Origin of the sequence: Gordonia sp. SMJS1, from assembly GCF_029866425.1 — a bacterium.
Lineage (GTDB): Bacteria > Actinomycetota > Actinomycetes > Mycobacteriales > Mycobacteriaceae > Gordonia > Gordonia hongkongensis.
The window spans coordinates 4,976,509-4,996,800 of sequence record NZ_CP123381.1; the positions used below are offsets into that span (position 1 = coordinate 4,976,509).

At 67.7% G+C, this 20,292-nt stretch carries 19 protein-coding genes and 3 pseudogenes; 8 read left to right on the plus strand and 14 right to left on the minus strand.

Annotated elements, in window-relative coordinates; genetic code table 11:
• Positions 1 to 210 precede the first annotated feature (210 nt).
• Positions 211 to 783, minus strand: coding sequence for a YdeI/OmpD-associated family protein (locus QAD21_RS22520; protein WP_280360275.1), 573 nt, complete (start codon positions 781 to 783; stop codon positions 211 to 213).
• 45 nt (positions 784 to 828) lie between these two features.
• On the opposite strand from QAD21_RS22520, the pseudogene QAD21_RS22525 reads away from it, so the two are divergent.
• Positions 829 to 1,526, plus strand: a pseudogene (locus QAD21_RS22525) (hypothetical protein).
• 14 nt (positions 1,527 to 1,540) lie between these two features.
• Here the strand turns inward: QAD21_RS22525 and QAD21_RS22530 are convergent.
• From QAD21_RS22530 to rnhA, 3 genes are all read right to left on the minus strand, one after another.
• Positions 1,541 to 2,332: an SDR family oxidoreductase gene (locus QAD21_RS22530; RefSeq protein WP_065629429.1), complete on the minus strand. Its 792-nt coding sequence runs from the start codon at positions 2,330 to 2,332 to the stop codon at positions 1,541 to 1,543.
• A 76-nt stretch (positions 2,333 to 2,408) separates the two neighbouring features.
• Positions 2,409 to 3,320, minus strand: a complete 912-nt coding sequence (locus QAD21_RS22535; RefSeq protein WP_065629430.1) for a D-isomer specific 2-hydroxyacid dehydrogenase family protein — start codon at positions 3,318 to 3,320, stop codon at positions 2,409 to 2,411.
• The gene (rnhA, locus tag QAD21_RS22540; RefSeq protein ID WP_280361844.1) at positions 3,317 to 3,739 is read right to left on the minus strand and encodes a ribonuclease HI; all 423 of its coding nucleotides are present in this window, start codon (positions 3,737 to 3,739) and stop codon (positions 3,317 to 3,319) included. The genes QAD21_RS22535 and rnhA overlap by 4 nt, the downstream gene beginning before the upstream one ends.
• A 130-nt stretch (positions 3,740 to 3,869) precedes the next feature.
• Between rnhA and QAD21_RS22545 the strand changes: the two genes are divergently transcribed.
• The 3 genes from QAD21_RS22545 (at position 3,870) to QAD21_RS22555 (ending at position 6,651) form a co-directional block, all read left to right on the plus strand.
• Positions 3,870 to 4,637, plus strand: a complete 768-nt coding sequence (locus tag QAD21_RS22545; protein ID WP_280360276.1) for a methyltransferase domain-containing protein — start codon at positions 3,870 to 3,872, stop codon at positions 4,635 to 4,637.
• A gap of 200 nt (positions 4,638 to 4,837) precedes the next feature.
• Positions 4,838 to 6,127 carry a DUF4185 domain-containing protein gene (locus tag QAD21_RS22550; RefSeq protein WP_280360277.1) on the plus strand — a complete coding sequence of 430 codons (1,290 nt, stop codon included), beginning with the start codon at positions 4,838 to 4,840 and terminating at the stop codon, positions 6,125 to 6,127.
• Positions 6,124 to 6,651, plus strand: a complete 528-nt coding sequence (locus QAD21_RS22555) for a DUF1697 domain-containing protein (RefSeq protein ID WP_068971456.1) — start codon at positions 6,124 to 6,126, stop codon at positions 6,649 to 6,651. The genes QAD21_RS22550 and QAD21_RS22555 overlap by 4 nt, the downstream gene beginning before the upstream one ends.
• A 284-nt stretch (positions 6,652 to 6,935) precedes the next feature.
• Here QAD21_RS22555 and QAD21_RS22560 read toward each other — a convergent pair whose 3' ends face one another.
• The 4 genes and pseudogenes from QAD21_RS22560 to QAD21_RS22575 form a co-directional block, all read right to left on the minus strand.
• On the minus strand, positions 6,936 to 7,412 hold the full coding sequence (locus QAD21_RS22560; RefSeq protein ID WP_065629435.1) for a hypothetical protein: 477 nt from the start codon (positions 7,410 to 7,412) through the stop codon (positions 6,936 to 6,938).
• A 13-nt stretch (positions 7,413 to 7,425) separates the two neighbouring features.
• A complete protein-coding gene (locus QAD21_RS22565) occupies positions 7,426 to 8,697 on the minus strand; it encodes an acyl-CoA dehydrogenase family protein (protein WP_137811003.1) in 1,272 nt (423 codons plus the stop codon).
• Positions 8,698 to 8,734: 37 nt separating this feature from the next.
• Complete coding sequence (locus QAD21_RS22570) at positions 8,735 to 10,135, minus strand: phosphotransferase family protein (RefSeq protein ID WP_137811004.1); 1,401 nt, start codon at positions 10,133 to 10,135, stop codon at positions 8,735 to 8,737.
• Positions 10,136 to 10,238: 103 nt separating this feature from the next.
• A pseudogene (locus QAD21_RS22575) lies at positions 10,239 to 10,478 on the minus strand (DUF4440 domain-containing protein); the annotation flags it as partial.
• On the opposite strand from QAD21_RS22575, the gene QAD21_RS22580 reads away from it, so the two are divergent.
• Entirely contained in the window at positions 10,468 to 10,839 is a 372-nt protein-coding gene (locus QAD21_RS22580; RefSeq protein WP_223258956.1) for a LysR family transcriptional regulator substrate-binding protein, read from the plus strand. The pseudogene QAD21_RS22575 and the gene QAD21_RS22580 overlap by 11 nt on opposite strands.
• A 105-nt stretch (positions 10,840 to 10,944) precedes the next feature.
• Here the strand turns inward: QAD21_RS22580 and QAD21_RS22585 are convergent, their stop codons facing one another.
• The gene (locus tag QAD21_RS22585) at positions 10,945 to 12,021 is read right to left on the minus strand and encodes an IS110 family transposase (RefSeq protein WP_068971204.1); all 1,077 of its coding nucleotides are present in this window, start codon (positions 12,019 to 12,021) and stop codon (positions 10,945 to 10,947) included.
• Between the two features lie 557 nt (positions 12,022 to 12,578).
• Between QAD21_RS22585 and QAD21_RS22590 the strand changes: the two are divergent.
• Positions 12,579 to 13,797: pseudogene (locus QAD21_RS22590) on the plus strand (IS110 family transposase).
• Between the two features lie 81 nt (positions 13,798 to 13,878).
• Here the strand turns inward: QAD21_RS22590 and QAD21_RS22595 are convergent.
• Genes QAD21_RS22595 through QAD21_RS22605 form a run of 3 tightly spaced genes read right to left on the minus strand, consistent with a single transcriptional unit; the run spans position 13,879 to position 15,722 of the window.
• A complete protein-coding gene (locus tag QAD21_RS22595; RefSeq protein WP_068971664.1) occupies positions 13,879 to 14,664 on the minus strand; it encodes a hypothetical protein in 786 nt (261 codons plus the stop codon).
• Positions 14,665 to 14,680: 16 nt separating this feature from the next.
• Positions 14,681 to 15,106, minus strand: a complete 426-nt coding sequence (locus QAD21_RS22600) for a CoA-binding protein (protein ID WP_058252786.1) — start codon at positions 15,104 to 15,106, stop codon at positions 14,681 to 14,683.
• Between the two features lie 28 nt (positions 15,107 to 15,134).
• Positions 15,135 to 15,722 carry a TetR/AcrR family transcriptional regulator gene (locus QAD21_RS22605; RefSeq protein ID WP_068971665.1) on the minus strand — a complete coding sequence of 196 codons (588 nt, stop codon included), beginning with the start codon at positions 15,720 to 15,722 and terminating at the stop codon, positions 15,135 to 15,137.
• A gap of 117 nt (positions 15,723 to 15,839) precedes the next feature.
• Here QAD21_RS22605 and QAD21_RS22610 point away from each other — a divergent pair, with 117 nt between their 5' ends.
• Positions 15,840 to 16,973, plus strand: coding sequence for a phosphotransferase family protein (locus QAD21_RS22610; protein WP_065629442.1), 1,134 nt, complete (start codon positions 15,840 to 15,842; stop codon positions 16,971 to 16,973).
• A 4-nt stretch (positions 16,974 to 16,977) separates the two neighbouring features.
• The gene (locus tag QAD21_RS22615; RefSeq protein ID WP_065629443.1) at positions 16,978 to 18,123 is read left to right on the plus strand and encodes a hypothetical protein; all 1,146 of its coding nucleotides are present in this window, start codon (positions 16,978 to 16,980) and stop codon (positions 18,121 to 18,123) included.
• A 7-nt stretch (positions 18,124 to 18,130) separates the two neighbouring features.
• On the opposite strand, the gene QAD21_RS22620 is transcribed toward QAD21_RS22615, so the two are convergent.
• Together QAD21_RS22620 and QAD21_RS22625 are read right to left on the minus strand one after the other, a co-directional pair.
• Complete coding sequence (locus QAD21_RS22620; protein WP_065629444.1) at positions 18,131 to 18,799, minus strand: response regulator transcription factor; 669 nt, start codon at positions 18,797 to 18,799, stop codon at positions 18,131 to 18,133.
• On the minus strand, positions 18,796 to 20,292 hold the full coding sequence (locus QAD21_RS22625) for an ATP-binding protein (protein ID WP_254661167.1): 1,497 nt from the start codon (positions 20,290 to 20,292) through the stop codon (positions 18,796 to 18,798). The genes QAD21_RS22620 and QAD21_RS22625 overlap by 4 nt, the downstream gene beginning before the upstream one ends.

Here is a 20,292-nt window from a genome sequence, read left to right on the forward strand (position 1 = left end):
AGCCACGAAGGGCCTGGTAAGGCACCTTGCGAGCCCCTTCGTGGCTCGCTGCGCTCGCACCTCAGGGAGCACAAGTAGGCTCGCTTCGCTCGCGCCTTAGGGAGCACAAGTAGGCTCGCTTCGCTCGTACCTCAGGGAGCAAGAAAAGCGCGTCCCCCACCCCGCTCCCTGAGGAGCGCCCGGAGCTTGCGGAGGGCGCGCCACGAAGGGTCACGCCGGCCGCTCGTTGCGCGCCGCCCGTTCGACGATGGTGGCGATGCGTTTGGTCTTGGTCTCCGGCCGCTTCGCCAGGGCGAGCTGCGACAGTCCGAACTTGCGCGCGCTGGGCGGGAACGCGTCCCAGTTGGCCCGGGCGACCGGGTCGGCGTCGAGGGCGGCGGCGAGTTCGGGGGATTCGATGAGCGCCTCGGCGTCGTCGAACAGCGTCCACAGGCCGCGGGCCTGAGCGTCGTCGATGACGGCCTGGCCGGCGGGCTGGATGCGGCCGGCGGCCGCGAGGTCGGCGACCCGCGCCTTGTTCGACGCCGACCATCCGCTGTTGCGACCGCGCCGGGTGAACCACATGCCGCGGCGGTCGGAGTCGATGACGCGGGTGTGACCGTCTATCCACCCCCAGCACAGCGCTTCGCGCACGCACTCGTCGTAGTCGAGCGGTTCCCGGCCCGAACCCTTGCGCCAGAACACAAGCCACACCCCCGGCGAGGTCTCATGGTTGTCGCGCAACCACTCTCGCCAGGCCTCGACGGTGTCGAGGCTGAGCTTCGGCGCGTCCGGGTCGGCCATGTGTTCACCCTAATGACCTCGACCTTCTCTCGGTACAGTTGAGCCGTGAACGAGATCGTCGACTTCGCCGAGAGCTACTGGTGGCTGATCTTCCCGGTCGGCGCGGTCGTCGGCGGGTGGGCCGGTTCGATCGGCAAGTACAACGAGAAGCGACGCAAGGACAAGATCGAGCTCGCCCGGATCAAGGCGAACGCCCAGACCGAGCAGCTGAAGCTCACGACGACCTCGGCAGACCAGTTACGCCGGGTCCGCAAGCAGCACGACGCGCTCAACGAGAAGTGGTTCGCCTACGAACTCGATCTCGCGACTCTGATCGAGTTCCCGCTGATGACCGACATGCGCGAACCGTTGACGCTGGCCTTCCACCGGGCCCGGTCCGCGCGGATGATCTACGGCCCGAATCGGATTCCGCCGCCGTCGGCACGGCCGAGACCTCCATGTCGCCAGCCGACTTCGCCGAGTACCGCGATGCGGTCGGCGACTACGCCGCCGCCTTCGACGCCGCCGAGCGAGAGGCGCGGCGTCGCAAGCAGACCGGGTTCTCCCCAATCGAACGCGAGGCGCTCGATCGGGCGCGCAAACTCATCAACGTCGCCGCCGACACCGGCGCCACGCCGGCCGAGAGGCAGGCCGCCTACAAGAAGGTCCGTGCCGAGCTCGACGGCATCATCGACGTTCCCCGGGTGGCGGCCGCACATCTCGAACAGCAGATCGCCGGCGCGCTGGAGCGCGGCTCGGACTGAACGTTCCGGGTCGATCAGAGGTCCGGGATCGGGAGATCCAGGTTGGGCGCGATGATTCCGCCGTCGACCTCGAGGATCTTGCCGGTGACGTACGCACCGGCGGGCGACGCCAGGTAGAGCGCCGCCGCGGCGATGTCCTCCGGATCACCGAGGCGGTGCAACGGCGTGGAGGTCTCGACCTCGGTGCGCATCCCTTCGTCGCCGGCGACGATCTCCAGCGCCGAGGTCAGGATGGCACCCGGCGCGATGCCGTTGACCCTGATCTTCGGGTTCAGATCCATCGCCGCGATGCGGGTGTAGTGCGCGAGAGCGGCTTTCGCGGTGCCGTAGGCGGCATAGGCGCGTCCGGGCACGCGGCCGACCGCGGAGGTGATGTTGATGATCGACCCTTGGCCCGTGGTCGCGAGGATCTGCTTGGCGCCGGCGACGACCAGCGCGTGCGCGTTGCCGACGTTGAAGTCGAAGGCGTCCCGGAGGTGTTTGGGACTGGTGTCGAACAGCGGCCGCGGCATGGCACCGCCGACGTTGTTGACCACGGTGTCGAGGCGGCCGAACGCGTCGACGGCGGTCTGGGCGAGTGCCGCCGCGGCGTCGGGATCGGCGAGGTCGACGGCGACGGCGTGCGCCCGTCGGCCGGCCGCACGGATCCGGTCGGCGACCTGCGCGAGGTCGGACTCACTGCGGGCCGCGATCACCACGTCGCCGCCTGCCTCGGCGAAGGCGACCGCGATCGCCGCCCCGAGTCCCCGGCTCGCGCCGGTCACGATGGCCACCTGGTCGTCTATCCGGAATCTATCGAGAATCACCCGTTGACCATGCCACGGCGAGGCACGAAACGAGAACGTGTTCTAGAAATCGGCTGAAACCGGCAGGTCACCGGGCTCAGTAGTCGCGGTTCGTGGTCACCACGGACAGGAGTTCCTCATTCGCGACGAATCGGCGCAGGTTCTCGGCGACCCACGGCGCGAGCTCGCGCGTCAGCCCCGATGCCGGGTTGGCGACGTGCGGGGTGATGATCACGTTCGGAAGCGACCAGAGTGGATGGTCGTCGGCGGGCGGTTCCGGATCGGTCACGTCGAGCGCCGCCCCCGCGATCTGCCCGTCGACCAGCGCGCGGTGCAGCGCCTCCTCGTCGACAAGGGGCCCGCGCGCGACGTTCACCACCCACGCGTGTGCGGGTAGTGCGGCGAGGCTCTCGGCGTTGATCATGTGCCGCGTCTCCGGCGTCGACGGCGCGGCCAGCACGACGTGGTCGAACGTCCCCCACAGCTGATCCAACTCATTCGACTGCCGGACCTCGTGCGCGCCGGGCACCTCGCGCCCGGACCGGTTCACCGCGACGACGCGAGCGCCACATGTCCGAAGACGCGGAGCGAGGGAGGCGCCGATCCCGCCGGCTCCGACGATGGCGACCGTGGAACCGTGCAGCGACCGGACCGCGGTGTCGATCCGCTCCTTGTCCCAGTGGCGGAGGACGGCGGTGTTGATCTGCCGGAGCCCGGCGAGGAGCAGAGCCAGTGCGTGTTCGGCGACGTTCTCGGCATAGAAGCCGGACGCATTGGTCCAGATCCGACGGTCGTCGAGTACGTCGGCGGCGACGAAATCCTCGATCCCCGCGGTCTTGAGGGCCACCCATTCGACGGCGTCCGGCAGTTCCGGGAACTCCCCGGGCGGCCCGATCCACACCAGCACCCGGGCGTCGTCGAGACCGACGATCCGGCCGCCCGCACCTTCGATCGCGGCGACCAGATGCTCGTCGCGGACGGGTTCGACGGCCACCGCCACCGGCGTCATCGGGCCACCGATCGAGCCGCGGTGGTCGCGAGTTCGTCGGCGATCTCGTTGAAGTGATCGCCGGCATGCCCCTTGACCCAGCGCCACTCCACCTTGTGACGCTTCTCTTCCTCGACCAGACGACGCCAGAGATCGGCGTTCTTGACCGGCTTGCGATCCTTGGTCTTCCAGCCGTTGGCCTGCCAGCCGTTGACCCACTTCATGATGCCGTTGCGCACGTAGGTCGAATCGGTGTAGATGATGACGGTCGACGGCCTGGTCAGTGCCGCCAGACCCTCGATGGCGGCCGTGAGCTCCATCTTGTTGTTCGTCGTGTCCGGCTCGGACCCGGAGATCCGCTTCTCGGTGCCCTTGTAGCGGAGCACCGCGCCCCAGCCACCCGGGCCCGGGTTGCCCAGGCAGGCACCGTCGGTCGAGATCTCGACGACGGCCGAGCGGCCGCCGGATCTGCGGAGGAGCCATCGGTTGCCTGGTTCGCGGAAGCTGTCACGCAGGGAAGCCTACGGCAGCCGCGACCCCCGATCGCAGGCTCACGGTTAGGGTGGAGTCATGGTTGTGTGGGACCCGACACGCTATCTGCAGTTCGCCGACGTCCGTGCGCGTCCGTTTCTCGACCTCATCGCACAGATCCCGACCAACCCGCTGTCGGTGATCGACCTGGGTTGCGGACCGGGTCATCTCACCAAGCACCTGCGGGCACGCTGGCCGTCGGCGGAGATCCTGGGCATCGACGATTCGGCGGAGATGGTCGATCGCGCGATCCGCGACAACACCGATCCGCATGCCAACTACGACGCCGCCGACGTCTCGCAGTGGACGCCTCACCGGCCGGTCGACCTGATGATCTCCAACGCGATGTTCCAGTGGGTGCCCGACCACCTCGACGTCATCGACCGACTGCTCGACCACGTCACCGACGGAGGCGCGTTCGCTCTGCAGGTACCCAACAACACGGACTCCCCCACCCACTCCGCCCTCGCCGATCTCGCCGCGACCGAGCCGTACCTGGGGGCCTTCGGCGACCTGCGGGCGCTCCCTCGACTCGACGCCGAGATGTACCTCGAGTTCTTCGCCGACCGCGGTTACCACGCCGACGCCTGGGAAACGACCTACTTCCACGTGCTCGACGGCCAGGACCCGGTGTTCGACTGGATGTCCGGCACCGGCGCCCGCCCGTACATGCAGGCGCTGTCCGACGAACTCCGGGTGCAGTTCGTCGCCGATCTCAAGCAACGCCTCGCCGAGGCCTATCCCCGACGCGAATGGGGCACGGTCCTGCCCTTCCGCCGCACGTTCGCGGTGGCCACCCGCCGCTGATTCGCTGGGCGCCGCGATCCAGATCCCAGAGAAACAACTCCCCCACTACTCCCTTCAGTGTCAGGCTTGTGGAGCCGGAGGATGGCTCGCAAGCTCGCTCCTCCCGGGTCACGCACCGGCTTCGGTTCGGCATCGACGCTTCTCCCAGCTGACACTTCTGCAACACTGACACCACCTGTCATCTCCCAGGGGGTACATCCATGCCTCGACGCAGCCGGATTCGTCTGCGCCCGGTCCGCCGCGTGCTCGCAGCCGTCGCGATCGTCGCCCTCACGGGCGGCCTGCTCGCCGCTGTGTCCGCACCCGCCGAAGCCGCGGTCTGCAACGCCACCGGCATCACCGGGGGCGATGTCGGCAGCACCGGCAGTTCGGGGTCCAGCGAGCTCGGCTGGGGCAGTCTCGACTTCGGCAGCTATCGGGCGGATGGGAAGAAGCCGCAGGGCCCGCTCCCGAAGCTCACCGGCGCCAGCAAGGCCATCTCCTGGGTGACCGGTCCCCGAAGTCCCGCCCGCACCGACACCCGTTTCGGCATCACCGCGACCGACGTCGGCGTGCCGTGGGACAACGGCTCCGGTCAGATCCTGATGGCCTTCGGTGACACCTGGGGCCGATGCGCGGGGCAGATGGCCTGGAAGCACAACACGATGCTGCGCAGTGACGCGGCTTCGGACCTCGCCAAGGGAATCCGATTCCCGAACGCCGTACCCGGATCGGTCCGGTCGGGCGCCTCGGTGACACCGGCCCACCCGACGTGGGCGCAACCCATGTTCAACGCGGTCGGGGTGCGCAACATCGAGGTCGGGCGGATTCCCACCGGCGGGATCTCGATCAACGGCACGCAGTTCGTCAGTTTCATGTCGATCCACCGGTGGCTTGGCCCAGGCCGCTGGAACACCAACTATTCGGGAATCGCCTTGTCGCACAACAACGGTCAGACCTGGACCGTCGACAGCAACACCCTTCGCTGGAATGCCGATCTGACGGTCCCCGGCGTGCCCCAGGTGAAGCGTGGCCACAACCGGTTCCAGATGGGCGCCTTTCTCCGGAGTGGCGAGTACATCTATCAGTACGGCACCCCGAACGGGCGTTTCGGCTCTGCTCACGTGGCCCGTTTCCGCCCCGCCGACATCCTGAACCTCGACCGGTACCAGTACTTTCGCGGCGGCACGGGCTGGTCGTCGAATCCGGCCGAGGCCACGCCGATCGTCGCCGGCCCGGTCAGCGAGATGTCCGTGGCGTACAACGCATTCCTCGGCCGGTTCATCATGCTGACCGAGCGATCGGGGACGATCGTGATGCGCACGTCGCCGTCACCCGTGGGTCCGTGGAGCGGCGAGCGGGTGCTCGTCTCGCACAAGCAGTCCAGCGGTCTGTACACGCCCTACATCCACCCTCGATCGTCGGGTAGGGACCTCTACTTCGTCGTCTCCCGGTGGGACGACTACAACGTGATGCTGATTCGGACCGACCTGTCGAAGGTACGTTCGTGAGCCGGCGCATCGTGCTGATCCGCGCGGTGAACGTCGGCGGCGCGAAACTACCCATGGCCGAATTACGTGATATGGCAGCCGATCTCGGGGCAACGGAGGTCTCGACCTACATCGCGTCGGGGAACCTGATCTGTTCGCCGCCCGCCGACCCCGAGCGGTTCGACCGCGCGCTCGAGACCGCGCTGCAGGATCGCTACGGCTGGTTCCGGGAGGTCATCAGCCGCTCGCCCGAACAGGTCCGGGCCGCGCTCGAGGCGCATCCGTTCGACGTCGTCGACGACAAATACTCCTACGTGTACTTCCTGACCGGCGAACCGGCGCGCGACAAGGTGGCCGCGTTCGAACGCATGGACTTCGGCGACGATGTGGTCCGCGTCCTCGGGTCCGACCTGCACATCCGCTACGCCGACGGGGCCGGACGATCGACCCTGACCGCACCGGTCATCGCGCGCGGCCTGGGGGTACAGGGCACCGGCCGTAACCTGCGGACCGTGCGCACACTGCTGGAACTCGCCGGCCCCTGAGTGTCGCCCGGTGGCCGGGCTCCCGGCACGGGCGTAGCGTCGGAGAAGTCATCAGGACGAACCAAGCGAACCGCGAACGAGACATTCGCGTCGAGAGGAGTCCGCACATGAGTCAACCGGTCCCGCCGCCCCCACCTCCGCCCGAGCCCGTGCCTGCGCCCGAGCCCATCCCGGAGCCGCCGCCGGAGCCGCCGATTCCCGTTCCGACCCCGCCGCCGGCTCCCGACCCACAGCCGGCTCCCCCGCAGCCGGACCCGCCGCCACGGCCGACGGTGATCTGACCGTCAGCCGCGCGACAGCACTCGGGCGACGCGGTCGAGGTCGGCGAGCTGTTCCTCGCGGGGGGCCTCCCACAGCTTCTTCGGCAGCTTCTCGAGGTCCTTGATCCCGGCTTCGGCTCGGTCGAGGGTTTCGGTCGCCTCCTCGCCACCGAGGTCCACCGATGCGATGAGCCGGTCGTCGAGTTCGAAGACCGCGTCGTCGAGGCGGTTGCGTGCCGCGACGAGTTCGTCGTCGTGCGGGATCGCCGGGTTGGCATGCACGTCGGCGATCGCGTATCGAATGCGCCGATGCAGCAGTGCTTCCCGGGTGTTGTCGGTGGCCCAGCTCTCCGGCGCCCGACCCGGTCGGCCGGGAATCAGGTCGGTGGATCGGGCGAAGGTGCGCACCCGTTTGTCCGAGTCGTACGCGAACCAGGCGGCACCGCCGAGGATGAACAGGGCAACCACCACGGTGGCCACGATGATGATGACCGCGATCATGTGGTCAGCCTACTCAGGACGACTGCACTCCCTTGGGCGCCTTTCCCGACATGAAACCGAACAGGTATCCGGCGACGCGTCGCATCTGGATCTCGTCGGCACCTTCGGTGATCCGGTAGCGCCGATGGTGCCGGTAGATGTGCTCGAACGGCTCGTGCCGCGAGTATCCGCGTCCGCCGAACACCTGCATCGCCTGGTCGGCGGCATCGCAGCACAGCCGGTTCGCCTGGTAGTTGCACATGGAGACCTCGGCCGACGCGGCGAACGGCCCGTAGGTGTCCATCTTCCAGGCGGTTTCGCGGATCAGCGCCCGGATCATCGCGCACCGGGTGTGCAGGTCGACGAGCGGGAACTGGATCGCCTGGTTCGTCGAGAGCTTCTTGCCGAACGGCGCGCGCTCGTTGGCGTAGGCCACCGCACGGTCGACGCAGTGCTGGGCGGCACCGAGACTGGAGGCCGCCTGCCGGATGCGGTTCTCGTTGAAGAAGTGCTGCACGACCTGCAGGCCGGCTCCCTCCGCCCCGAACACCGCGGAGTTCGGCACCCGGACGTCCCGCAGCGTGATGTGCGCGTGGTCGGTGGGCATGTTGAACGTCCAGAGATATTCCTCCACGGCGAAACCCGGATCCTGCGGGTCGACGAGGAACGCCGTGATGCCGCGGGCCTCGCCCGGTTCGCCGCTGGTGCGGGCGAAGATGATGTCGCGATGGGCGGCGTGGATACCGGTGTTCCACGTCTTCTCGCCGTTGATGATCCAGTCGTCGCCGTCGCGGACGGCGGTCGTCTCCATCCACGTGGCGTCGGAGCCGTGGTCGGGTTCGGTTATGCCGAAGGCGAAGAACTTCGTACCCGCGGCCAGGCCCTCCACCCATTCCTCCCGCTGCTCGGGTGTGCCGTACTCGAGCATGAGGAGCAGCCCGATGTTGTTGCCGACGATGGCGTGCTCGTTCTGCAGATCGCAGTGCAGCCCCAGACCTTTCGACGCCAGGTGCTCGCGGATGATCGCCATCGCCAGGTTCGATCCGTCCCGACCACCGAACTCGGACGGGAAGGGGTAGCGGAAGTGGCCGGCCGCATCCGCGCGTCGTCTCGCCTCTCCCAGAAGAGCTTCCCACTCCTTGTTCGGCAAACCACCACGCTCCCAGTCTGTTCGGGAGTCCTCGCGCCGATGGTCGAAGAAGCGGATGTTGTCGTCGGTCTGCTCGAGGGGAATGATCTCCGCCTCGATGAAGGCATCGAGTTCGGCAAGATAGTCGGTCAGCGACTCGGGCAGTGCGAAGTCCACGATGAACCCCTCTCGGTTGGGATCGGATGTCCGGCGGTCACGGGTGAGGGACCGCGAAGTACTTGGGGTTGGCGACCAGGAGTCGCGCCCGCACGTCGGCGACAACGGCGTCACGGACCTTCGGGTCGGTGCCGTCGAGTTCGCCGGAACGCAGGGCCTCGCACAGCGCGTGCTGATCAGTGACCCCGAGCGCACTCAGACGTTGCGCGCTCGCTTCGGCGTCCCGTGCACCGGTGAGCATCTGTCGACGCACGACGTCGACGACGTTGCCGGCCACTCTCGTATGGAAACGCACCTGCGGCGACAGGTCTGCCTGTACCGCGTCGGACCGCAGGAATTCGGTGAGCGCCTCGAGTAGTTCGACTGCAGTCGGTGAACCGTAGAGATCGTTGTCCGGTTCCTCGCCCGGCGCCTCGGCCAGCGGATCGGGTACCGGTCCCGGCGACACGAGACCCAGGTCGAGCAGTGCGTCGAACTCCTGCTCGGCACTTCGGCGTCCGATCGCGGCCAGTTCGACGGATCGTTCGACGCCATCGAGGTGCCGGGCGGCCTGCACCGCGCAGATCAGTCCCCACTTGACGGTGGCGTAGAGCTCCCACCAGCGCAGGGCTTGTTCGGTGGGACGCCAACCCGCCTCGCGCGCATAGGCGTCGAGGAGCGAGGTCCGGTCACCCATCCCGGCCACGGGCGTCGACCCTCCGAAACGCCACGCCTTCGCACATAGCCAACCGAGGTCCTCGACGGGATCGCCGAGGTGCACCAGTTCCCAATCCAGAACCGCAGCAACTCCTTCGGCGTCGACGAGCAGATTTCCCAGCCGGAAGTCGCCATGCACGAGCGTGTGCCGTGGTGACGGTTCGGGCCGGTTGTCCGTGAGCCACTGGGTGGCCAGCACCAGGCCGGCCGGCATCGCATCGAACTCGCGTGGGAACAGGTCCCGCAAACCGTCGATCGGATCGCCGAGATCACCGAGACCGGGCGTCTGTGCGACGTCTATCCGGTGGATACGTGCGAGGATCTCGCCGCACTGATCGACGAATCCGGCGCGCGCACCCTCGTAGGCATCGTCTCGCAGAATGCGCCGCGGGATGGATTCTCCGTCGATGAAATTCATTGCCAGATAGGGGAATCCCAGCGCGTTGTCGTCCTCGTCGAATCCGGCGTCGAGGATCTCCGGCACCGGCACCCCGGCGTCGGCGGCGGCACGCAGGACCTGCGCCTCGGCCCGCAGTCCGCCGTCGTCGGTTGCAGCGGGAACCGCGCGGATGATGATCGGCTCGACCTGCCCGGTTCCGTCGACGAGGGTGGCCGCGTACGTCGCCCTGCTCGCGCCCGCCGGCAGGAGTCTCGCGCCCTCGACCGAGAGCGTGCCGCCACGCTTGTCGGCGAGGCGGGACGCGATCTTCGCGGCGACACCGTCCGCTTCCGGTACTCCCACGCCCGATCCGTCCCTTCGCACCGTCGCCCGGCGGATGTAACCGCCACCACAGCGAAGCTAGCACGGGATCTGAATCCGGCCTCAGAAATCCAGGCCCGGAGTCTCAGGACTTCGGTGCCTGGAACTCCGGTTGGTCGATGATCCGCACCCACGATCCGTCGGCCTGCCGCGCCACCACCTGCGCGCGGGCGCCTGCACCATCACGGGGTGGAGTCGACGTGAGTGCGAGATCGTCCCCGAATACCAGGGTCGGCAACGGCGGTTCCGGCGCGAAGGTCGGCCGGTGCGCCAAGACCGATGCCCAGAGATCCCGGATCGCGGCCCGTCCGCGCGTGACCTCACCGCGCCGGCCCCGGGGCCGCACCGTCGATCTCGCCTCGCTGCGCGACCGATCGCTCATCTGCCTGCCCCGCGGCGCGGGTATCCGAAGCGTGTTCGACGCGGCGGCCTCGGTCGCCGGAGGAGCCATCCGACCCGCGATCGAGGCCTCGTCGCCGGACGCCATCATCGAGTTGGTCTGCAGCGGAATGGGAGTCGGCATTCTCAGCGAGTCGATCGCCGCGGCCGACGACCGCGTGGTCGGGGTGCCGATCCGGGATGTCGATGCCACCGCACATCTGGGATTGCTCTGGAGGCCGGGAAACTCCGCTGCTGCAGCACGGTTCGTCGAAATTGCCCGGAACGCGTTCGGGAAGAACGGTTGACCTTGTTGCTCGGGGAGCGGTGGCTCAGCATATCCCCCGCTCCCTGAGGTGCGAGCTTGCGAGCCCGACCTCTGCTCCCTGAGGTGCGAGCGAAGCGAGAGGGTCCTATAGCTTGTCAAGTGCTCCGAGGTCAGTGGTGAGGTCGCGGAACACTTCGCGGGCGATGTAGCGCTTGAGGCAGCGGAGGATGTCTTTCTTCGTTTTGTGTTCGGCGGAACGTCGCTCGACGTAGGCGCGGGTGGGGGCGTGGGATTTCATGCGTCCGACCGCGATCATGTGCAGAGCACTGTTGGCTTGCCGGTCCCCGCCCCGGTTGAGTCGGTGACGGCTGGTTTTGCCTGAGGATGCCGGTAACGGGGCGGCGCCGACGAGTTTGGCGAACCGTGCCTCGGTGCCCATCCGCTCGACGTTGTCACCGGCGGTGATCACCAGGCGGGCGGCGGTGATCGGCCCGATCTGCGGGCGCGAGAGCAGGGTGGGTACCAGCTTGCTCAGCAGTCGTGTGAGTTCGCGGGCCAAAGACCGGGCTTGTTGTTGGGCGAGTCGGTGTCGGTCGAGCAGCGACCGCGCAGCGCGCACGAACGCCGCGGCCGGCCCGGACAGATCAGCTTTCTCGGCTGGTACCGGCAAGTCTTTGATGAATGCTGCCCGCTTGGCGATGGTGCGGGCCTGGCGCGCTTGATCGGCGTACTCGGCTGGTGCGGTGGTACACAGGTCACGGATCTGGTTACCGATGCGGGTGGCTTCCTCGACGGCCGAAGCCCTTGCCACGGTGAGCATCCGAACAGATTCGACCGCGCCGCGGGTGTCTTTGGCCACCGCGGTCGCGCGGCCGGTGATGACTGCCATCGCTGCGGCGTAGGCATCGAGTTGATCGGTCTTACCGTGGGCGTAGCGGCGCGGCAGATCGGGGGTGTTGACCTCGATCACTCGCACCCCTTCGGCGGTGAGCATCCGGGTCAACCCGGCCCCGTAGGAGGCGCTCGATTCCACTGCGGCATCCTCGACGCGGCCGAAGCCACACGCCCACTGCCACAACTGGGTGTAGCCGGCGGTGGTGGTCGGGAACTCGCGATCGGCCAGCGGGCGGCCGTCGATGGCGACGATCGCGGCGTGGTGGGTCTGTTGATGGGTGTCGACTCCGAGTACGACCACTTGCGTGGTCACTGCTGTCTCAGCCATTCTGGCGGTGTCTCCTTCACTGCGGTGGTGGATGACCTCACCGGGGCGGGTGGACAGGACAGTGAAGAGTCACGGCCTACCAGCCAGACAGGGTCCTAATCAGGTCACACCCGCCCCGGTCCTCACAGGTCACTTGGTGCAGGTGATCGACCGGAGTTCCGGGCCGACACATCTCGCCCATGACAGCACCGTCAGCCACGAAGTAAGTCAGACCCAAACCCGGTCAACCACCCACACCCATTCTCACTGCCACGAAGGGCTTCGCAACGTGTCTCACCAGACCCTAATGGGGGTGGATCGGCGTCCTGCAGGGGATGCTGGTTTGTGTGAGCCTTCCCGGCCGGTGACCACTCCGAGACCCTGAAACGGTGTCGGATTTCTACACGAAGACCGTGGCCCGGCCGGGTAAGGATCACCCGCTAGAACGCTTCTGGGATGTCGTGCCCCCTGAACCATGTGGGGTGAGCACTGATCCATTAGGCCGCGTCAAGGGTGATCACCCCAAGGTTCACACCGACGATCGATCGAGACGACCGAAGACGAGGTGAACGACCGACATGATCTGTGTGGGCAACGACTGGGCGTCGGATCATCACGACGTGTGCGTGATGGATGAACACGGCACCACCCTGGCCACCCGCCGACTACCCGAGAACGCGGCCGGCGTGACGGCGATGCATGACCTGCTCGCCCGGTTCGCCCACGACCCCTCTGAGGTGGTGGTGGGGATCGAAACCGATCACGGCATGTGGGTCGCCGCCCTGGTCGCCGCGGGCTATCAGGTGTATGCGATCAACCCGTTGTCGGTGTCGCGGTACCGCGACCGCCACCATGTCGGGGGCACCAAATCCGATAAGGCTGACGCGAAAACGCTGGCTGATCTGGTGCGGACCGACCGGCACAATCATCGATTGGTCGCCGCCGACACCGTCGAGGTCAAGGCGATCACGGTGATGGCCCGTACGCATCAGAATCTGGTGTGGGCGCGCTCAGCACAACAGAACGTGTTGCGCGCTCAACTGGGCGCCTACTATCCGGCCGCGGTCGATGCCTTCGGCGGCGACCTCGCCCACAAAGACTGCCTGGCGGTGTTGCGTCGCGCTCCCACCCCACGACAGGGAGCGGCACTGACGGTCGCGGCGATCCGATCAGCTCTGAAAAAGGGTGGCCGCCAACGCAATACCGATACCCGTGCCCGCGAGATCCAGCAGGCCCTGCGTGGGGGCGGTCATCTGAGCGCACCGGAGGCACTTACCGCAGCGTATGCGGCGACCGTGACCGTGACGGTGAACATGCTGACGACGCTCAACACCCAAATTGATCAACTGGAAACCAGTATGGCCCAGTCTTTTAGAGCGCATCGCCGACGCCGAGATCTACCTGTCCATGCCCGGAGTCGGTGACATCACCGGCGCCCGGATGCTTGGCGAGTTCGGGGACGACCCCGAACGCTATGCCACCGCCAAGTCTCGCAGAAACTATGCCGGCACCTCACCACGGACCATCGCCTCAGGCAAAGGGCACGTCGTGCTGGCCCGCCATATCCGCAACACCCGCCTCAACGCCGCCGCCATGGCGATGGCGCAAAGCGCGCTGACCGGCAGTCCCGGCGCCCGCGTCTACTACGACAGCCTGCGAGATCAGAAGAAGTCCCACCCCCAAGCCTTGCGTGCGCTCGCCAACCGGCTCATCGGCATCCTCCACGGCTGCCTCAAACACCGCACCCTCTACAACGAACACACCGCCTGGAACCACCGCGCCAACCTCGCCGCTTGACACCTTGCACCCCTGGGATGTCTTCGTGGCTCGTCGCTATCGCTCCTCACACCTCAGGGAGCAATGGGTCGCTTCTTTCGATCAGGGAGCAGGCGGCGGCGTACCCGGAGCCGCGGCCGTCGTCTTGTCTCCCGGCGCACCGGCCACCAGACTCGTGGGGTCGGTGGGCTTGCCCGCGATGAGGTCGCCGATGCTCAGACCCCAACGGCCCCAACGGTCGTCGAATCTCTTCGCGCGGGCCCGCGCTTTCTCCGTCTTCGCCGGTGCGTACCGCCGGCGCGCCCACGCCGAGTGCGGTCGGGCCAGCCGGATGGCACCGGCCCAGGCGAACACCGGGATGAAGACGCCGACGATGGCGGTGGAGAACTTGCCCTTGAGCACGCACAGGATCGCGCAGGCGACATTGATCGGCACGGTGGCCACCAGCGCGACGGGACCGATCTCCACGTCCGCGTCGTCGAGCGGGTTGAACCCGAGGACCGCCATGCCCAGCGCGGCCACCGTCAGCGCCACCACCTGAACCGAGAGCTGGCCCTCCGGTGACCAATACACGTCCTGAAGGCGCAGGATCAGTGCGAACTCGTCGAGCACCAGTGAGGCGCCGACACCGATCAACACCGCACTGATCTGCGCACCGGGCGACGCCCCGTTGACACCCACCGAGAGGAAGGCGCCGACGATCGTCAGGATCAGACCGGGCACCATGTGGTGCACGTGCACGCCGTCTGAGACGTTGTTGCGGAAGGGGCCCTTGCCCGCCCGGATGAGTCGGGTGATCACCCGCGTGACGATGAACGTGATGACGAACGACGCGAACAGCAGGAACAGCGGCAGTCGCTGATGCGTGAGCTCGTCGAGGAAGTTCACCGGGTCACCGTCGGCGTCAGCCGGGGACGATACCGGTGCGGCGCTGCTCGATGATCAGGCAGCGGTCCTCGACGTACAGCAGACCCGCATCCTCGGCGATCGCCCGCGCCTCCGCCGAGATGATCCCGAGCTGCAGCCAGAGCGCGGTCGCGCCGGCGGCGACGGCCGCCCGGGCGACGTCGGCGCACTCGGGTCCCGGGCGGAACACGTCGACGAGGCCGACCTGTTCCGGGATGTCGGCCAGGGTGCGGTACACCTTCTCCCCGACGATCTCGTCGGCCGCGGGGTTCACCGGAATGATCCGCCAGCCACGGTTCTTCATGTACGCCGGTACCTCGTTGGCGGCCTTCGACGGATTGGCGCTGGCACCGACCACGGTGATCGCGTCGTAGGTGGACAGGATCTGCTCGACGACATCGTCGGTGTTGCTCGGGGCGGTCATCCCACGAGTGTAGGTGGGTGCGGGCGAGTCACCGGAGAACTCCGTGCACGACGATCGCGCTCAGCTGATCGGCCCACGCGGCCTCGAAGTCGCGATTGTCGAGCAACAGCGCATGCAGCATCGCCGCCCCGCCGACGACCTCGATTAGCCGATCCGGATCGACATCGGGATGCACCTCGCCGCGATCGACGGCGACCACCAACCGATCACGCAACGCGCCGAACACCTCCGCGAACCCGGCGTGCACACGCGCCGCCAGCTCGGGTTCGGCAGCCATGTCCGAGATGAGACCGGGCAACGCCGCGCGGGTCACGGGACTGGCGAACAGGTCACGCGCCGCCGCGACCATGATGCGGATGTCGGCGGCGACCTCACCGCTGGACGGTGGCAGCCGCATCATCCGGGAGAACGCGACGTCATGCACCAGCTCTGCCTTTCCCGTCCAGCGACGGTAGAGCGCGGTCTTCGTGGTGCCCGCGCGTTCGGCGATCGCGGCCATGGTGAGCTTGCGGTATCCGACATCGACGAGCAGTTCGGCGGCGGCGTCGAGCACCGCGGAGTCGATCCGCAGGTCGCGCGGTCGGCCCGAGACCGACTCCCCCGTCCCAGCACTCATCACTCGCCGACTTCCCTTCGAAAATTTTCGCCAAGTCGCTGCGGGCCGCCCGACCGTTCTGCTGTCATAACGCTACTCACCGTAGCGAATCTCTCGCTGCCGAACACAGGGGGTGCCATGGCCACCGAGCCCGCCGTCGAGCAGGTCGACCATCTGCAGCGTTCGAGCCGGGACAACACCTCTGTCCCGGACACGCTCGCGCGTTGGCTCACCGAGCAGGACGACACTCCCGACGACACCCCCGCCGTCACGGTCGCGGCGGGCGGCGACAGCAACGGCATGTCGTCGGAGACCATCCCCGTCTCCGTGTCGTGGCCCGGCGAGCCCACCCGGCACTGGGTGATGCGGATGGCGCCGTCGACCACCGACGTCCCCGTGTTCCGTTCCTACCGAATGGATTACCAGTACGAGACGATGCGCTTGATCGCCCGGCTCAGCGACGTCCCGGTCCCGGCCGTGCACCACCTCGAACCGACCGGCTCGCTGCTGGGAGCCCCGTTCTTCCTCATGGACCGGTGCGAGGGCGAAGTCCCACCCGATGTCATGCCGTACACGTTCGGCGACAACTGGTTCGGGGACGCCGCCGAGTACGATCGCCGGCGGGCCCAGGAGTCCGCGGTCGGCGTGATCGCCGCCCTGCACTCGATCCCCGACGCGGCCCGGCAGTTCGACTTCCTCTCCGACGACCTACCCGCCGGTGACACTCCCCTCGCTCGTCTGCTCGCCTGGTTGCGGGACTGGTACGACTTCTCGGTCGAGGGGATCGGCCGCTCGCCTCTCGTCGAGCGGGCGCTCGCCTGGCTCGCCGACAACTTCCCCGACGATGCCGCGAACGCCGAACCGGTGCTGTCCTGGGGAGATTCGCGCATCGGGAACATGATGTTCGTCGACTTCACCCCGACGGCGGTGCTCGACTGGGAGATGGCGCGCACCGGTCCCCGCGAACTGGACATCGCCTGGGTGATCTTCGCACACCGGGTCTTCCAAGAGCTCGCGACGATGGCCGGCCTTCCCGGACTGCCGGACCTGCTCCGCGAGAACGACGTCCGCGACACCTACCGCGAGCTCACCGGAGTCGAGTTGGGCGACCTGCGCTGGTTCTACGTCCATGCCGCGGTCCAGTGGTGCTGTGTCTTCATGCGGACCGGCGCCCGCCGCGTGCACTTCGGCGAACTCGAACGTCCCGATGACGTCGACGGCACCCTGTTCTACCACCGACCACTGCTCGAACGACTCCTCGAGGAGGACTGACCACATGAGCCGACGCGGCCTGGGGCCGATGGACGAGTATCCCATTCACCAACTGCCACAGCCGATCGCCTGGCCGGGCAACAGCGATCGCAACTTCTACGACCGCGCGTACCTCAACGCCCACGACCGCAGCGGCACCATCTTCCTCATCACCGGCATCGGTTACTACCCCAACCTGGGTGTGAAGGACGCGTTCGTGCTGATCCGGCGGCGCAACCCGGACGGCACCGACACCCAGACCGCGGTGCACCTCAGCGACGCGATCGACGACAACCGGCTCGAGCAGCGCGTCGGCAACTATCGGCTGAGCATCGAGAACCCGCTGCGCGCGCTGCACCTGACGCTGGAGGAGACCGAGGGCATCGCCCTGGATCTCCACTGGGAGGGCCTGTTCGACGCACTGCTCGAGCAGCCGCACGTGATGAGGCAAGGCGCGAAGGTCACCCTCGACGCGCAGCGGTTCGCGCAGGTCGGCAGCTGGCGTGGTTCGATCACCGTCGATGGCGAGCACATCGTCGTCGACCCGTCGACCTGGATCGGCACCCGCGACCGTTCGTGGGGAATCCGGCCGGTCGGCGAGCCCGAGCCGGCGGGGCGGCCGGCGGATCCACCGTTCGAGGGCATGTGGTGGCTGTACGTCCCCATCGCCTTCGACGACTTCCAGCTCGTCCTCATCATCCAGGAGGACCCCGACGGTTACCGCACACTCAACGACTGCTCGCGCGTGTGGAAAGACGGCCGCGTCGAACAGCTGGGCTGGCCGAACGTCTCGATCCATTACGCCGCGGGCACCCGGGTACCCACCGGTGCAACGATTTCCACGACCGGGGCAGGGGGTTCCTCGGTGACGCTGCAGGTGGAGTCCCTGCTGCCCGTTCCCATTCATGTGGGCGGCGGTTACGGCGGTGACCCCGACTGGACCCACGGCGTCTGGCGCGGAACGGACTTCACCGAACGCCGCACCTACGACATGACCAGTGCCGAGATCGTCGGTCGCATGCCGTTCGGCGTGATCGACCACGTCGGACGCGCCGAATGCCAGGAGTCCGACGGCACCACCCGCACCGGCTGGGGACTCTTCGAGCACGGGGCACTCGGCCGGCACGACCCCTCCGGGTTCGCCGACTGGCTCAGTGTCGCACCAGGGTGAGAAGCGGCTAGTTCGACGCGCGCAGCCGATACCCCATGCCGCGCACCGTCTCCAACCGGTGAGAACCGATCTTGTTCCGCAGGGCGCGCACGTAGACGTCGACCACATTCGAGGCCGGGTCGAAGTCGTAACCCCAGACATGGCCGAGGATCTGTTCGCGCGAGAGCACCTGATCGGGGTGACGCAGGAACACCTCCAGTAGTGCGAACTCACGCGCGGTGAGGTCGAACGTCTCCGCACCCACCCGGGCGCGCCTGGACTTCAGATCCAACCGAAGATCCCCGGCGGACAACAGGTTCTCCGACGCGACGGCCGAGTCGTCGACGAGTCGTAGCCGGATGCGGGCGAGCAGTTCGGCGAATTGGAAGGGCTTGGTCATGTAGTCGTTGGCACCGCCCTCGAGGCCGTTGACCGTGTCGCTCACGCTGTCCCGGGCGGTGAGTACCACGACCGGCGTCGTGATCCCCTCGCCGCGCATGGAATACAGGACATCGAAGCCATCCATCGCCGGGAGACCGATGTCGAGGACGACCATGTCGAAACCACCGCTGCGCACAGCCTCGAGCGCGGACAAGCCGTCGGACACGTGCTCGGTGCTGTAACCGGCCGCACGCAGTCCGTTGCCGATGAACGAGGCGATCCGCGCGTCGTCCTCGGCGATCAGAACCCGGCTCATCGCCGCTCTCCTTCTGCTGGCACCGACGGCGCTGCATCGGCGTAGGGGGTCGTGTCGGGAACCGGGACGTCGATGCCGAACGTGGCGCCGTGCCCGGGAATGCTACGTACCCAGGCGATTCCGTGATGGGCGTCGGCGATGGCCCGCACGATCGCCAGTCCCAGCCCGGCGCCGGCCGCGTGCTGAGGCGCCGACGCCGACTGCCCGCGCTGGAACCGCTCGAAGATCCGCGCCGCGTCCTCCTGCTCGACCCCCGGACCGTCGTCGGTGATCCAGATCGACAGGTGTCGCTGCGCTCCGACGCCGGCGAAGCGTGAGCCCAGCTGGATGACCGAACCGGCACGGGTGTGCCGAACCGCGTTGGAGGCGTACTGCAGCATCGCCTGGGTGATCCGGTCGTGATCCACCTCGCACGGGCCCTCGGCGACCTCCATGAGCAACCACTGCCGGTCACCGAGCGGTTGCACCTTGGACTCGATGTCGAGCATCAGCTGAGCCGCGTCGGTCGGCCTGGCCACCACGAAGTCGGGTTGCTCCGACTTCGCCAGCATGAGCAGATCGCCGACGATGCGGCCCATCCGCCCCAGCTCGCTGTCCACGAGATCGAGGGTCTTGCGCCTCTCCTCCGGATCGTCGGGCAACAACTCGAGATGGCCGCGCACGACCGTGATCGGGGTCCGCAGTTCATGTCCGGCGTCGTCGACGAACTGCCGCTGCGTCGTGTAGGCATCCTCGATACGGTCCAGCATCGCGTTGAAGGTCTGGGCCAGCGCGGCCACGTCGTCGCGGCCGATGACCGGGACCCGTGCGGTGAGATCGTTCTCGCTGATCTCCGCGGCGACCATCCGCACACTGCGGACCGGCGCCAGGATCCGGCCCGCGACCAGATACGCCACGCCGGTGGTGACGATCATCCCGGCCAGCCCGACGATCGCCAGCACCCGCATCGTGCGGTCGACCAGTTCCCGGCCCGGGTCGGTGTAGATGCCGACGATGAAGGTCCCCGGCTGCGACGCGCCCGACGCCGGGTCGGCCGAGCCACCGACGGGCGTCAGATCCACCTTGCCCCAGCGGATCTCACCATGCGCAGTCAACAAGACCCCGGCCGCCCCGCTCTGCGCCCGCAGTTCGTCGAGGACGCGACGCCCCTCGCCCGGGGCCGGCCAGGCGTTGCCCGGCAGTTCGAGGATCTCGGTGTCGCCGACGACGCCGGCCATGACCTCGCCCTCACCGGCCGACTGCCGCGACAGGAACACCTCGAGCAGTCGCGACACCGAGGTGAACGGTTCCGTCGTCGTCGGATCGACCCCCTCGGACGCGAACGTCCGGAACTCGCTCGCCTCCTGCGCGACGTAGTTGTTCACCCGGGTGTCGACGTCACGGAGCAACAGGTTGCGCGTCACCACGAACACCACCACCAGCAGCAGGAACGTGGTGAGCATGATCCAGGCCGTGATACGCCAGCGCGCCGAGAGCGCGGGGCGCTGACGCAC